Here is a 16,433-nt window from a genome sequence, read left to right as displayed (position 1 = left end):
GCGCAGGCGTAGCCTTTGCCTTATCACAATCATTCGTGTGATGCAACTGAATTCCATTTTTATACTAGCTTTTATGCTGCAGGTAAATGCAGCGAGCTTTGGTCAATCCAAAATCACGCTTTCAAAAAGCAACGCACCGCTGAAAGAGGTGTTCAAGGAAATCAGCCGCCAGACAGGCTTTGATTTTCTCTATACCAACAAGGTACTGGCAGCCGGGCGTCGTGTAAGTTTGCATGTGAAAGATGCTGAACTGAAACAGGTGTTAGGTGAATGTATGGCCGGCCAGCCACTGAACTACACTATCGTGGATAAAACGGTGGTGATCAAACTGCAGGCGGGCGACCCACTTAAAACCCTCACACCTGTGGAAGTACCTCCGGTGGATATCCGCGGTAAGGTGACGGATGATGCCGGGAATCCTATTCCCGGGGCTACCGTTATGCTGAAAGGTGCTACCAAAGGCACGGTAACCGCTGCCGACGGTACCTTTCATCTCTCTGTACCAGAAAATGCCACACTGGTAGTAACTTTCATGGGATTTGAGGCCCGTGAAATAGCCGTTGCTCCCGGCAGCAACTCCGTGGACATCGTTTTGAAAACTGCCAGCGCCAAGCTCGATGAGTACATCGTTACTGCGATGGGCATTAAAAAAGAGAAGAAAGCACTGGGCTATTCCGTGCAGGAAGTGAAGGGCGCAGATCTTACCAAAGCCCGCGAACCCAACCCGGTGAGCGGCTTGACCGGTAAAGTTGCCGGCCTGGTGATTACGCCTAACCCTAATCTGTTTGGCGATCCGGGCATTCAGCTACGTGGCCGCAGTAATGTGCTGATCGTAGTGGACGGCGTGCCGGTGAGCTCCGATTCCTGGAACCTCAATGCGGATGATATTGAATCCTATTCCGTGCTGAAAGGCGCCAATGCGGCCGCCCTTTACGGCTCCCGTGGCCAGAACGGTGCGATTGTTATCACCACCAAAAGAGCTAAAACGGATAAGAAAGGGTTTAAAGTAGAAGTCAACTCCAGCACCCAGCTGCAGTCTGGCTATAACGCCATCCCTAAGTACCAGACAGAATACGGCCCTGGTGACGATTTCGAATATGCTTTTAAAGATGGTCGTGGCGGCGGCTTAAACGATGCCGACTACAACATCTGGGGCCCACGCTTTGAAGGACAGCCGATCACCCAGTATAATTCTCCCAAAGATCCGGTAACCGGTGAGCTTACACCGCTCCCATGGCTGGCCAGAGGTAAGTATAACCTGACCAACTACCTGCGCAACGGGCTACTATCCACCAATAACGTGGCCATCTCCACCGCTAATGACAAAGGTGACCTGCGCATTTCTTTTTCGCAGGTAGCACAACGTGGACAAGTGCCTAATACCAAATACGGCAGCAGTAATATCAACTTTGCCGGTGGGGTGAATGTGGGTGATAAACTACGTATAGAAGGCGCCGTTAACTATAGCAAACAGTATACACCTAACTACCCAAGCCTTGGCTATGGCCCCAGCAGCCTGATTTACCTGATCACCGTATGGGGTGGTGTGGATTATGATATCAACGACCTGCGCAACTACTGGCAGCCCGGAAAAGAAAACGTGCAGCAGTACAACAGGGAATATACCATCTACAATAACCCCTGGCTGATTGCCAACGAAGCGCTGCATTCCTATAACAAGGACGACGTGTACGGACACCTGCAACTGCTATATCACATTACACCGAAACTGGATTTTAAAGTACGCACCAACGTGAGTACCTGGAATCGCAGGCAATCATGGCGCTATCCAATGTCGGCCGACTTCTACGAGCCTTACCGCCGTGTAGGTGGCTACCGTGAATATTATGATTACTTCTGGGAAAACAACACCGAAGGTGGCTTTACCTATAAGGATAAAATCAGCAATAGCTTTAATTTCACCGGGTCCCTGATGGCTAACCTCAGAACTGTGAAGGTGAGCAGCTTAAACGGTTCTACCAAAGGTGGCCTTATTACCCCGGGTGTTTTTGATCTCTCTAATACAAAAGAACAAAACAGCCCTACCAATGACTTTGGTAAAAGGCAGGTAGGTAGCCTCTATGGCTTCCTGGATATGGACTGGAAAAGCATGATCTTCCTGAGTTTGACCGGCAGGTTTGATAAGTCTTCCACCATGCCGCTGAAGAACAATACCTATTTCTATCCGTCTGCTTCCTTAAGCGTGATGCTGTCGGAAATGCTGGACCTGCCTGACTATGTATCCATGCTGAAATTACGCGGTGCTTATGCAAATGTGGCGGGCGACCTGGCCAATACCAGCAGTGACTATGATATTTATAAACTGCTGCCCGTGTACAGCACCAGTGGCACCCGCTGGGATAATAATGTGGGTATTAACTATACCGGCATCTTAAATAACCCGGATATCCTGCCTAGTCGCGTACAAACTGCTGAAGTAGGTGTGGCCGCTAATTTCTTCAACAACCGCCTGGGTATTGACGCGGCCTACTACCGCAATATTGAAGGTCCTGGTGTGGTGAATGTGACTGTTTCTTCCGCTTCCGGCGTGAATACGGTACAGCGCAATGCTAATACGTATATCCGTAAAGGTGCTGAAATTACCATAACAGGAACGCCTGTACGTAAAAAAGATTTCAGTTGGGATGTGATGCTGAACTGGTCAACCAACCACCGCTGGTTAAAAGAAATTGACGGTATACAGCAATGGGTGGATATGATCAAAGTAGGGGATAGAAATGATGGTTATTACATCACCGATTTCCAGCGGGACGATAAAGGAAATATCCTCGTAGGTAATGATGGGTTGCCGTTATACAATCCTTTCCTGTCAAAAATTGGTTATGAAGATAATAAGTTCATGCTGGGCATGAACAACAGTTTCCGCTACAAGAATTTCGGGCTCAGTATGCAGATTGATGGCCGCTTTGGTGGATTGATCTCTAACTATGTGGATTATTACCAGTGGAAGTCTGGTACCGCTCCGGCATCTGCCAGCGAATACCGTTACCAGGATTGGATGAACCGCGATAACCCGGATTGGAATGGGAACGTAATGACCAACGGACAGAAAGTGATTTCCGGAAAACTGAATGCCGACAGGGATGGTAACATCATTTCCGACGATAGGAAATATGCGCCAAACGATGTGCCGGTATTATGGAGAGACTGGGCAACGGATTATTACATTGCCGATAAAAACCTGGTGCACGATGCTACTTTCGTGAAACTGCGCGAAGTGGTATTGTCCTATAACTTCCCTGCTACGCTGTTGCAGCGCACCAAATTCTTTTCCACCGCCAGCATTTCACTGGTAGGCCGTAACCTGTTGTACTTCACCAGCAAGCATAACAAAAATATGGAACTGGATCAGTACACTGCCGACAATGCCGGCTTCCAGACGCCTGCGGTAAAAAGCTATGGTGTAAACATTAACCTGTCCTTCTGATCTAATAAACTGAAAACATGAAAGCGATTATATCAAAATATTTGTTGGGTGCTGCGCTGGTTACAGGACTTTGGGGTTGTGAGAAGATGGGAACCCTGCAAAAAGATCCATCGGCTGTATACGATGGCAATCCTAAACTGGTGTTCACCGGCATCTTACTAAATATGAAAGATGGCCCCTGGAATGATATGCAACGCCATAACCAATATGCTACGCAAAACAACTCTTACTATTATGGCCAGCCTTACGATTGGACTACCAGCGGTGAAGGCTTTTCTGCGTACGACCGTTTACGTGATGTGCGTCAGCTGTTGCTGGAAGCTGCAAAGTATGGAGAGGTAGCAAAAGGATACGTGCCACTGGCGCGGTTTGTAAAGGCCTGGTTCCTCATCAGGGCTACGGAAATGTATGGTGATATCCCGATGACGGATGCCATCAAAGGTGTAACAGAAGGCAATTTCACGCCTAAATATGATGAGCAGAAAGAGGTGTACCGCTACTGCTTGCAACTGCTGGATTCTGTAAATACAGAGCTGACGCCACTTGTAGCCGGCAACATTAAAGTAGAGGGCGACTTTTATTACAAAGGTGACCTGGCCAAATGGCAGAAACTCGTTAACTCCTTCCGCCTGAGAGTACTGATGAGTTTGAGCAAGCGCGCTGATGACAACGCGGATCTGAAAATCAAAGAGCAGTTCGCAGAAATCGTTTCTAATCCCGGCAAATACCCGCTGATCCTCGGTAATGCGGATAATTTTCAATTGGTGTACAATGGCAATTCCCGCGATAACAACTATCCGCTGTGGCCTGCCGATGGTATTGTGATTAAGAGAGATAATGATAACAACCTGGCAAGTACCATCGTAGATATCCTGAAGCGGACAGCGGATCCACGTTTGTTTGTGATGGCGCTGCCTACTGATTCCGCTAAAAAGAGTGGAGACGCTGCGTATGCCACTAAATTTACCTCTTTCAGAGGTGGCTCTGTGGGTATGATACAGTCGGACCTGAAAGCACTGGCTACTGCCGGAAAATTATCCAACCTGAATTTTGATTTCTGGGAGGTGACACCTTCCGGTGTGCCATGCATACAACTAGGTGCTGCTGAAATCAATCTTACAATTGCGGAGGCTATTAACCGGGGTTGGGTGAGTGGAGATGCCAATGCATACTATACAGCGGGTATCCGTGCTAATATGGCTTTTTACAATGTAGCAACTGCCGCCCAGGATGTATTCCTCGGTGGTGGGGAAATTGTATATGCGGGTAATACTGCAGCAGGTTTAAGGCAGATATTAGAGCAGCGGTATGTGGCATTTTTTCAGAACTCAGGCCGTCAGGCGTTTTATCAGAACCGCCGTACAGGTGTGCCTGTATTTGAGGTGGGGCCTGCCAACAAAAATTCGCAGATGATTCCGGTGAGATGGAAATATCCGTCGTCGGAATATAATGCGAATGAGAGTAGTTTGAAGGCTGCGCTGCAACGGCAGTATGGAGGGTCGGATACGCAGAATGACAGGATGTGGTTGGTGAAATAAAAAATAACAATTGTATCGTTTAAGTTATGCCTCTATACCGCAATATACACCAGCATTTATGTCTATCAAACTTTGAATAAAGTATTTATATGATGGATTGAACAAAGTCGGATTTTAATGACTTATCTGATATCCACCCTACTAGTCTTCTATTTTATTTGAATTTAGAGGGAGTTAACATGCCAACCTAGTCATCACAATTGTATTTAAAATTTTAATACCATTGTGATGGCTAGGTCTAATAAGTGGACTTATACAAATAAGTATATTTATTATTTATAATTTATGATAATTGCTGTCACTTTTGTCACTAATAAAAATTTTTATTTGGTTTTGAATTGAATCGCGTTCTAATATAGTTATGAGTGGACTTTGATTGTTCACAGTCACATGTACTACTGCATCTTTGATAATTATTCCTAGTGAATCAATTGTTACCCTAAGTGAGATATTGCTTTCGGTGCTTCTCAACAAAATTTGTTTGGAAAAAAAACAAGTTTGTGGAGATGTACTGCATTTTGCTTGGAAGCTTAATAATGTATCCCTATTATTTAAGATTGTAATTATTTCATTATTAGACACTAATCCGCTAATCTCCAAATGTTTATTAGAAATACAGCAGGATGTTAGGAGTAATATCAGAATTCCGATTGATTTAAATTTATGCATTATTGAAGTTATTAAAATAATTTTCGCCCAGTATTCAGAAAACCAGAATAGTAGTACCTTAATATTGCTGCAAGTTGACCTCGTGTTGCCTGACCTGGGTTTTTTATTATCTCTTGATATTTTGCCTTTCCTTGGGGTGTACGAGCGTCCAGATATCTCTGAGGGTAAGTCATGAAATTAGTTTTTAGATCGACCTCTTTCTGATTGTAAGCAGGTGCACTTCTTGGAAACAAGCTACCCAATAAGCCTTCTCCTGGTACAGTAATTTTATCCCCAAAGGAGAATGGATGGTCTAGGCCTCCTGTATGCCCAAATTCGTGTGTCAAAGCATTGTTATTATCAGTTGTGCCATCAGAATTGATGTAGCTTGAGTTCATAGTGATTTCTGTTCCTCCAAGTTGGCTTTGTCCTATAACACCACTTTCGAGGAAGTCATCGCCAACTATTTTAACTAAGTGTTCCTCCGTCTTTACATCTTCTTCCTTTTCAACCGCCCTCATATTAAGGGTTGAGGTGATCGAAAATTCTTTTCTATCCATCGATAATAATTTGGAAAATATTGCAGATTGAGTCTTTATATAGTTGTCTAAATCAATTTTTTTTCCAGACTTATTTACGACAGCCGCGTTAACTACAATATTTACGACAAATTTACCTTGCTTGTCTTTGGTAATATTAATACTCCAATCTTCTCCATTCGGATCTGAAAGTAGGACGGGATTATTTACAGTATAAGAGAACGGAGATGTAGGATAAAATTTATCAGCTTGAGGATCTGGTGAATGCCACCTTCCTAATTGTACATCATACATTCTTGAGCCATAATCATACCATTCCAAGCCAGTGCCATCACTGAACTCTTTGGTTTGCAGCTCTTTTCCGTTATACTTTAATTTGTTTTCCACATAAGCTGGTGCTTGGAGAGCACTTGTGCTAATTCCTGTCATTGTCAGTCCAAATGGGTAATAATGAAACTCCTCCAATATTGGGCCAGTCGATTGCGTAACAACCACATCATCAAAATACACATCCTGTTGACTTTCATTGCTGGTATAAACATATAGGAACCCGCTTTTTTCGATCAGCATTTTGTCCTGTGAAATCGTTTGTAACTGATCCGGTTCTCCTTTAATCTGTTTAACTCCGCTATTATTATCTACTAATTTAAACTGATCATCAAACAAAACAAAATTAAGATAAGCTTTCGGCTTGTCAGATTTATTGTTATCCGTATCCTTTTCTTTTAGGCGTTGATAATCATGATTGTAAAAATCCGTATTGAAAGGCGATTGACGTGATTGTGCCGTATTTCCATGACCAGTACCGGCATTACCATGACCGAAGGCCGCAAGAAGATCTGCCAGCATGTTTTCCACTTGAGGAGTATGATTGGATTTAGACTGTGGGCCGATGGATTTGTAGAATGCCTTAGCACCGATCTGTATGGTATCGCCGGCCATTACACGTAAGACTATAGAAGGTCCGATTTTCTTTGAGGTACCCTGTGCACTCAATTTAGCTACAGATTTGTTTGCTGAGCTTCCATCCGCAGGATAGCCCGCTGGCTTTGTCACTCTGGTATTGTCAATATTACTGAAAAGTAATGTTTCTGTGGGGGCATTAGTTGTTTCCATTGTAGCAGCGTAGATGGCCATGTTATTTTGTTCAGTTAGGACCATTCTGATATTTCCGAGGTGATCTTTCTCGAAATAATCATAAACGAAAGATACAGGAACTCCTGATGCAACAATAGCGCGTGCACGTCCTTCTTCGTGAGAGAACTGCTCCAACCTATTTTCTTTATATTCAAAATTCCCTTCGTAATCAGTTGTGATAGTTTTGGCTGGATTAGCAGTATTGTCATACACAACCTTACGCAATTTTTTACCTGTTGCATCGTAAAAATACCGGATACTACCTTTGCCGGTTATGTCAATTATTTCAGGAAGATTGAGGTAGTTGTAGCTGATAGCAGTAATATTCTTGTTGTTATCTTTGGTTAGATTACCATTGTCATCATACCAGTAGTCCTGCGTTTCATCTTTATTAATTTCCTTAAAATCTCCTAACATACTGGAAGGATTGTTACTGGCGTCTGTAACATGGTTTAATTTATTAGTACTACCATTTTTATAGTCGTATTTCAGGTCATCAATAATGGTCTTTGTGCCGCCATTCATGCCCCATTGTTTTAAGGCTGCAATATTTCCATTCTTATCGTAGGAAATATTATCGACACTAAAATTAACCAGGTCTTTTGTCCAGGATGTACTTCCACTATTCTGCTGATTGAAATCTGCCGCTGTAAGTCTGTTTAATCGATCATAGACATAATCGTATTTACGTCCTATATTGTCAGTTCTGCTCCGCCAGGTTGTACCGGCAATGTTGCCATTATATTGTTGTTGGACATAGGTAGTACCCGGAATAACTGCCTTAGAATTATCATATCCTAACTCAAAACCAAAGAATTTACTAGTTGTGGGAGAGGATACAAAGTCTCTGTTTACACCAAGCAACCATCCCCGAATATTATAATCATAGGATAATTCATCCAAACCATTGCCTAGAGTTTTCTTTGATATATTACCAAGTGCGTCGTACTCGTTTTGTGAAACTGTTTTTAAAGGGCCATTATCGTCAATTTGTTTGCTGATGGTCAGAATACGGCCGGCTGGGTCATAATCGTTGACTGTCAAAACTTTTGTTTCCGGTGTAACACCGCTTGCTGGATTTTTTTGTCGTAGATAACTACTTACCAGTTTACCATTAAAGTCATACAAGTTGGAAACAATTTCTTGTCCATTAGTGATGTTATCGGTAATTACCTGAATAGGCTTTCCCCTATAATCATAGTAGGTAGTAGAAGTGAGCCATTGATTGGTACCCAGCACCCTGTTTTTGACACCGGTAACCAACCCGATTGTTTGTGCAGTGGCTACTGATGCAACAGTATATAGATTGTTCCCTGCAATTGGTTTTGCCAGATCACTGGTGATGCAGGATTGGCTGCCAGGGAAAGTATAGTTGTCATAAAAAATATAACTAAGTGGCGTGATTAACGCAGTATTGAGATTCGGCAGTGGATTATTTATCGAGAAATTTGTTACACCAAGGTTTGCCGTAGGGTCGATATATGCTTGTATTTCGGCATTAATGGGTGTCTCAAATCCTTCCTCGAAAGTAATGCTGTTGGTGGCTATGTAGGTGTTGCGGTCATGTGTTGCCACCAACAGGTCGCTAATGCCAGGGAAAGTATAACTGGAATTGCCAGCTGTATTTATTGCGGTATTCATTGCAGCCTGTAGCGATTCCCTGGAGATGTCAGATTGGTAAAGCGCGGTTTCTACCGGACGGTTTAGGTCATCATATAGTGTCATTATCCAATACTGATTACCGTTTTTATTCATGTTCCCGTCCCTGCAAAAGGCCAATCGGTTCCGTATATCATACACCATTTCAACCGGTTTGGCACCCGGTATCTTTTTGTAGATCATGCGGCCTTGTTCATCATATTGATATTGAAAGCAATATTCCTCTTCTACTACGGATACGGGAATGTTTGCAATAATCTTTTCCACTGCTACCGGAGGAATTACAAAACGTAATTTATCTAAGTCATCATAAATATAATAAGTGCAGGACCAACCACTGTGAGCACCAGGGGGGGGGGAAGCTTCCTGTACCTTTTTCAGTATCAGCTGTTCATTTTTATTTTTATACTCAATGATTCGGTTATTGTGCTCATCTGACACGACAGACTTAAACAATTGGCCAGCACCATATTCACCAACCAAAGTAGGGAGCGTACCAGTCATACTCCATATTTTTACTGAATCTAATAATGTATTTACATTAAAATCCGTTTTAATAGGTTGACTACCAGCTGGTTGTGCCCAGCTGTTTCCTGGCGCATAAGTTTTAATGACTCTGTTAAGTGGTGATTGGTCATACTCAACCTGAGTGTAAAAGAACTGCTCACCCTGAAGTGTAGGATTTAATGCAGGATCTTCATAAAAAATTTTCTGTGCAGCGAACGGGTCTATTTTAAATTTCCCATCGTCGATATTTCCAGTAGTAGGTACGTAGGGTAAATACCTATAGGATTCACGGCCAAATTCATCATAGATTATTGGCGCAACGATATCTCTGTTATTACCACTGGCTCCTTTGATTACCGTTTGTAGCAGCCGTCCAAGTCCATCAAAATATTGGGTAGACTGTTTTACCTCGGCGGTTGTCCGGGATGGATCAACAACAAAGGAGGCTGCAGTTGTTGGAAGTGAGGGTTCCCAGGTTCGCACATAGTTTATGGAATTCGTGGTATAGGCACCTGGTACAGCGACAGGTATGCCGGTTTGTGCATGAACCGAACCTATGTAGATACAGCATATAAGAATTATTATGGTATAGGACTTCATTGATCGTATGAATTTGGAACTAATTGTTAAAAGGTTTTTGATACTGATAATCGAATTGACGGACTATCATCCCGTTTTGGTCGCGGATTAGCAACAAACGCCCAAAAGGATCATAGCTGTAATAGGTAATCATTCCTTTTTCATCACAATGGCTGGTAATGCCAATCATAGGATCATAGGTAAACGTTTCCATCTGGGCATCAGCAGGGCATAACCGAAGTTCATCTACCAGGCCGTTATTAGGGAAATTGATCGTGGATATGCCTGAGATAACATGCATGAACTGCGACCATCCATTTAAAGTTTTTACTTTTACAGGATAGCCATTCTGTGTTCCGTTAATTGTAAAAGCATTAGGCCCTGGGGTCCAATACGTGAGAATATAGGTCTTGCCTGTATTTAAGCCATCTATTGAAACTCCTCCAGACAGATTATAATATTTATTTCCGGTTGGTGCATTAATATCTGTCACTGGAGTACCTGAAAATTGCCAGTTCCCTTTCTGATCAGCTTCAAAGGATGTGTAGGCGATGTCATTTCCGTCAGCATTGGTGGCTTTAGCAATCGGGTAAATATTCTTGTAATCCCACAAATATGACATTAGTAAATTGCCCGTTAAATGACAGGTAGTAACGTTATTGTAATTATCATAACTGTCAAATGTAGCTTTCTCCTCGTAGAGGCTATCGAATATAAAATCACCACCTGAATTGATATAACTTTGGACAAATTGAGTCAACGGGATTGGGGTAGCAACCTTCAATTGCAATACTTTGCCCGTTACAGCCTTATCATCCCGATAGCAGGTGAGAATGCCATCGGTCACGTACTCAATACCATTTAAGGACTTGATTTGCAATTGCTCCACCGGCACCAAAATATTCAGTCTTTTTAGGTTTCTGATGCCTTTCGCTATAGTGTTAGACACTAAAGTGGTATCATAGTCAAAAGAATAAAGGGTTTTTGCTGTAACTACCTGCTCCGTACTGGTAAGCTGTGAGGTGGTGACCGGTAAGTTGTGGAATGTAGAATTAGCGGTTGTATTCGTTACTGTTGAAATGCTTTGTGTTGGCGAAATATAGTCTGTAGTGACCGTTTTTGACAGGTAGTATTGTTCTGTAAATAGGGTGGACAGGCTTTGGTTAATAATTCTTCCGACCGATGCAGAGCAATAGGCGCCATAATCAAGCTTAATTCCATTTACCATATGTAACCCGCTGTTGATTGTATATTCATTATTAATTTCACGCACTAATTCAAAATGGTCCTTATCTTCCCCTTTATAAATTTTCTGATTAGCTAACAATCCACCCCTCCAACTTGTATTTACGGGTGCTACGAATGGTTGGCCGTAACTACCTGCAATATTCTGAGATGTCAGAAACCTATTTTCTATTTTGCCAAGCAGTTTGTTTTCGCTGGAATCATATTCCGTTACAAAAGCGTACTCAATATGACTTCCTGCTGCTGGAACCACACTTTCATCATGAATTGTATACAGATTCCCACATTCGTAGCAAGTGAGTTGTGCATTTGGATTTACAACAAGTGACGTCTGGCGGGATAGGTAATTTGGTATATTCCGGAACGTTACCTGATCAAGACTATCACTGTAAATAAAGCGTTTGACAACATTGGGATGACTGCTGGTATTCTCTATTGTGGAAATTTTAGCAATCCGGCATCCCCCTACAATAAAGGGTTGTGCTGGATTGGGAGTTTCAACATAGATGTAAAATTGGCAATGTCTTGGTATATATTGGTTTGTGTTGAGATCATACGTACGTCCAGCTGTAAGGGAATAGGTATAAGTACCAGCTGGAAGTAAAGCAAATACCTCTCCCCCGGATGTTCTGGTAACATAGTCATAGTTCATTGAGACGGCCTTGCCTATGTCATCTAATTTGGGACCTGTGAATGATAGTTGAGGGTCTTCAAAAAAGTCAGGGTCATAGTTTACAAATGCAGTCATTCTAACATATTTATCCTCAGCAAGGGTGAAGGAACCTTCTACATGGCCTGTCGTGTTGTCAAACGTACTCCCACCTGCCAAGGGTACATAAGAACTGGCATTATCAATTTTGAAAAAAGGTGATTTATTCAGAATATCTGAATAGGCACGAACTTTTATCTGGTTCGGTTCATACTCGAATAAGGTTGTACCTCCTGTTGGATAGGTAATCTCTTTTAACATACCAGTGAGTGCACCACTAAAATTGCTTTGTCGATTAGCATATGTAATATTATAGGACTTCCATAAGTAAGCAATTTTGGTGTAATCTGCCTCCGGGATTAGAGATGTATTACCAGCATTATTAAAATATCCCCAATGATCTTTGCTGTAATCATAAAAGCTAGGAAATGCCCACATCTCATTATAGTAACTAAAGTTCCATTTTCTTGCAGAGACATTATTGTTCTGCTCTGTGATTCCTGTTAATTTCAGACGTTTATTAGTGTCAAAATACCCCTGAGTAAAGTAAAATTCTTTTACTTTTTGTCCATTTGAATTTCCGATTTGGAAGCCTGTAATGGACGGTATTGCCGCACCACTGGAAATTAGCATTATATCCTGTCTGTAAGTTGGACTTTGGTTAAATTTAACATAACCCTGATCAAATATGATTGAATCAGGTAGCAGGTATTCAATTTCTACATGTTCATCAAAAGTGTTTACCATAGAAATAGGACACCCTGAAGGAGCACCTAAAGTGTTAAGATGGTCAATCTTATATTTGGTCTTGGAATAGTTGAAACTGTAAGACTTGTATTTAAATTCAATAATGCGGTTTTCAGCAGTTATTACTTTAGTTAACTTGTAAGCAGAAATATCATTGAAAGAGGCTCTTACTTCTATCTGTGTAGGATCGGATATACCAGAACGTTCAATTGAATTGAAGTAATACCGGTTTCCCTGATTGTCATTTATTTGAATGCCGTTTGTCAGATGTTTTACCTGTAAATCAGATTTGGGCATTAGGACCGCTTTATTGGGGTTTTCAAAGAAAAACGACCCCGCACCTGAAGGTAAACTGTAATGATAGAGATCATATTCACCGTCTTGCAAATCATTAATCACCTGATCCAGGTAATTGCTTCGTTCAAACTCTGTCATAGTTCCACTAAAGAACTTGGTAAGATTGGTGGTGCCCATTGTCATGAGGCCATATGGGCCAAAGTCATTAGTACCGCGCTGGTTGAAGGATACCATGCCACCTGCGTCCAAGACCCATCCTTCCCCAATAGAAGAGGCTATTTCATCCACTTTGAGACCATTATTTTGGTAGCGCAGGTTGATCGGAAGTGTAAATTTGCCCACCTCAATAGTCGCAAGGTTAATGGATACATTGGTAGTCCCCGTGCTCTGTGATACGGGAATTTCGCCATATTTTTCCATCTGGGCTACATCCGGAGATTTTGGCACAATCTGAGGTAGCGTGTAATTTTTTGCTTGTGCATGGGTTTTTACTGTAAATGACACTAATGCCAGTACTAATAATAGTGCTTGAGGAACGATACTGATGCTAGTTCCAGTGTTCATTAAAATTCTTTTTACATTCATTGGTTAATTTTTCATATCGGTATAGAGCAATCTTTGCAACAGACTTTCAGCCGCAAATTGGGCGTGGGTTCACTGGAAGACAACTATTGGACAAATTAGATACAATTACCTTTAGAAGCAAAAACACTGTTTATTCCCTTATTATTCAATTAGATGCTTTAGCTTATTTATTTACGGTTTATGGCTGCCATTCTTAACTGAAAGGGGCATCTCTGTTAAAAGAAATTATTTTATTTACCTCTACTCCAACTTATCAGGATCTGTCGTATATACCCTACCGTTACCCCGTAAACTTACACATTGCTATATAATGGCAGTGGATGCGGTTAAAATTGTTGCATTACTATTTAAAACCGCGTTTTATGAAAATGAAAATTACCCTATTGATTTTTGTACTGTTGGCGCATGTATCCCTCCATGCACAGCAGGTTTTAGAAACAGACACAAGCGCCAGCGGCAGGCCCCGCTTCCTTCGGCTTGACCCAAAGCTGCGCCCCGTGCGTGCCACCGAAGCACCCGTTTTTTTAAGGTCAGCGCTGAAGCTGGGAGCGGAGGATAGTCTGCGATTCTCCAGGCGCGTAACAGAGGATAATGGGCGTAGTCACCAGTATTTTAATCAGTATTACAAAGGCTTCCCGGTGAGGGGCGGCAGTTATGCCGTGCATGGCCGCGATGGTATTATCGAGTCTGTTGACGGGGAGTTGAAGGATATCGGCAAGGTAGCCGTAGCCGTTAGTGTAGATGAAAGTGCTGCGTTGGCCAATGCGCTCAGCGATATCCACGCAGCGAAGTACGGCTGGCAGGATGAAGCTGTGCAGGCCCGTTACCGGGAAGTAGAGCGCGATCCCAAGGCCACGTTGTATCCCAAAGGCTCACTGATTATTTTTAAGGATGAACGGCAGACAAAGAGTTTCCGGTTGGCGTGGCAGTTCCACATTAAAGCCCTGGAGCCTGCCCTGGACCTGGATGTATTTGTAGATGCTGCCACTGGCCGCATCCTGGCTAAAGAATCGCGCATATTGCATGTAAACGTGCCCGGTTCGGTAGCTTGCCTGTATTGGGGCACCCGCAATGTGACCATGGACAATAATACCACCGGCAATTACCGGTTGCGTGAAGTGCGTACTACCAATGGCAGAACCGCCAATATCCATACTTTCGATAATCATGGTTCCAGTTCCGCTACGAATCCCGGCTTTACAGATTTTAACGGGACCACCACCAACTGGACTACCGCTAATGCCGGTCATGATGTTCATTGGGGTGCTGAAATGGTATTTGATTACTGGGCTACTGTGCGTGGCCGCAACAGCTACGATAACCTTGGAGGTACCATGGAATCCTTTGCACACGGGGGCACTATGGATAATGCATTCTGGGACCCCACTGTGAGAAGGGCTGTTTTTGGAGATGGGGATGTTAAGTTTAAACCAGTGGTGTCGATAGATGCAGTAGCCCATGAAATTGCCCATGGTATTACGCAATCTACCTGTGCGTTAAACGGAACGCTGGAGGCGCGTATGCTCAATGAAGGGCTGAGCGACATCTGGGCGTCGGTAGTAGAGAGCTGGGCAAATGCTTGCTGCGACCGCTGGGAAATAGGAGAGTATATCGTGAAAGACTACACCTGTTTGCGCAGCATGCGTAATCCTAACCTTAAGAACAACCCAGATACCTATGGCGGTACTTACTGGGATAGCGATCCTTTTTCTGCTGCTGCTATACATACCAACAGCACTGTATTTAGCCATTGGTTTTTCCTGTTGTCTGAAGGTGGTTCCGGTAGCAATGATATTGGAAACAGTTACAGGGTTATCGGGCAAACGATGGATGTGGCAGCCAATATTGTATGGCGCGCGCAGCAGTTTTACCTGAATGCCAACAGTGGTTATTCCGCGGCTAGAACCGCTATGATCAGCGCTGCCACTGACTTGTACGGTGCCGGCAGCTGCCAGGTGAAAGCTGTGCAGGATGCCTGGTTTGCAGTGGGAGTAGGTGCTGCCGGACCTAGTGCTCCGCTGGTGCTTACCGGTCCTGAGGGCTTCTGTAGTACGGCTACCTACACCTGCACCGGCGTACCATCCGGTCAAACTGTTACCTGGTCAGTTAACCCGACAGGTGTAGCGTCTATGGCAATATCCGGCAACAGCGTGACACTTACTAAAGTTAGCGCTGGCAGCTTTACACTGACGGCCAGTTTACCTAACTGCATCAACATCTCCAAGGACGTATCTACCATACCTACCATGCGCCTCACCTCCACCATGAGTGGCTCTTGCAGGGATGGCGGATGGCAGGATTGGTTTATCTCCGCATCGCCCAACATGCCGCTGACCAATTACGTATGGACATCCACTCCGGGCGGAAGTACAAGTCAGATCAATATTTACAGCCCTTCTTCTTCCACTTCATGGGTGGCTGTAAAAGGTGGCGGTGGAGTGAATATCACTGCTAAAAATGCATGCAATCAAACGGTGAATGATGGTGTTACCGTATACGCACCGTGCCCGATGACGCTGTTCGCAGTATCACCGAATCCGGCAGTTAATACGATCAGTATCACCCAGAAACAGGATGGAAATATGATGAAAGCGGCAGGCGCGGAAAAGGCTGTGCAAATACAGGTAGTTACGGTGTTTGATCAGATGGGTAACCGGGTAAAGCAACAGAAATTCACGAATGTAGGCGCAGCGCAACTCAATATCAGCGAGTTGAAACAAGGTTTGTACTATATTGAAATTGAGTATAACGGTACTAAGGAAAGGCAACCTCTGATTGTGGGGCAGAAATAGAAA

At 43.3% G+C, this 16,433-nt stretch carries 5 protein-coding genes; 3 read left to right on the top strand and 2 right to left on the bottom strand.

Going from position 1 to position 16,433, the window contains the following annotated elements; genetic code table 11:
* Positions 1-73: 73 nt before the first annotated feature.
* Both KW844_RS19160 and KW844_RS19155 read left to right on the top strand, forming a co-directional pair.
* Entirely contained in the window at positions 74-3,448 is a 3,375-nt protein-coding gene (locus KW844_RS19160; RefSeq protein ID WP_218378394.1) for a SusC/RagA family TonB-linked outer membrane protein, read from the top strand.
* Positions 3,449-3,465: 17 nt separating this feature from the next.
* Positions 3,466-4,986, top strand: coding sequence for a SusD/RagB family nutrient-binding outer membrane lipoprotein (locus KW844_RS19155; protein WP_218378393.1), 1,521 nt, complete (start codon positions 3,466-3,468; stop codon positions 4,984-4,986).
* A gap of 680 nt (positions 4,987-5,666) precedes the next feature.
* On the opposite strand, the gene KW844_RS19150 is transcribed toward KW844_RS19155, so the two are convergent.
* Positions 5,667-10,076: a DUF6443 domain-containing protein gene (locus KW844_RS19150; protein ID WP_218378392.1), complete on the bottom strand. Its 4,410-nt coding sequence runs from the start codon at positions 10,074-10,076 to the stop codon at positions 5,667-5,669.
* Positions 10,077-10,095: 19 nt separating this feature from the next.
* Positions 10,096-13,638, bottom strand: coding sequence for a hypothetical protein (locus KW844_RS19145; RefSeq protein ID WP_218378391.1), 3,543 nt, complete (start codon positions 13,636-13,638; stop codon positions 10,096-10,098).
* A gap of 362 nt (positions 13,639-14,000) precedes the next feature.
* On the opposite strand from KW844_RS19145, the gene KW844_RS19140 reads away from it, so the two are divergent.
* Positions 14,001-16,430 carry a M4 family metallopeptidase gene (locus KW844_RS19140; RefSeq protein WP_218378390.1) on the top strand — a complete coding sequence of 810 codons (2,430 nt, stop codon included), beginning with the start codon at positions 14,001-14,003 and terminating at the stop codon, positions 16,428-16,430.
* The last annotated feature ends 3 nt before the right edge of the window (positions 16,431-16,433 follow it).

This window comes from Chitinophaga sp. sic0106, from assembly GCF_019219075.1.
Lineage (GTDB): Bacteria > Bacteroidota > Bacteroidia > Chitinophagales > Chitinophagaceae > Chitinophaga.
This window is presented reverse-complemented; position numbering and strand designations above follow the sequence as displayed.

Coding starts and splice junctions, on each gene's coding strand:
- KW844_RS19160 (WP_218378394.1), top strand. CDS start 74: ATGCTGCAGGTAAATGCAGCGAGCTTTGGTCAATCCAAAATCACGCTT.
- KW844_RS19155 (WP_218378393.1), top strand. CDS start 3,466: ATGAAAGCGATTATATCAAAATATTTGTTGGGTGCTGCGCTGGTTACA.
- KW844_RS19150 (WP_218378392.1), bottom strand. CDS start 10,076: ATGAAGTCCTATACCATAATAATTCTTATATGCTGTATCTACATAGGT.
- KW844_RS19145 (WP_218378391.1), bottom strand. CDS start 13,638: ATGAATGTAAAAAGAATTTTAATGAACACTGGAACTAGCATCAGTATC.
- KW844_RS19140 (WP_218378390.1), top strand. CDS start 14,001: ATGAAAATGAAAATTACCCTATTGATTTTTGTACTGTTGGCGCATGTA.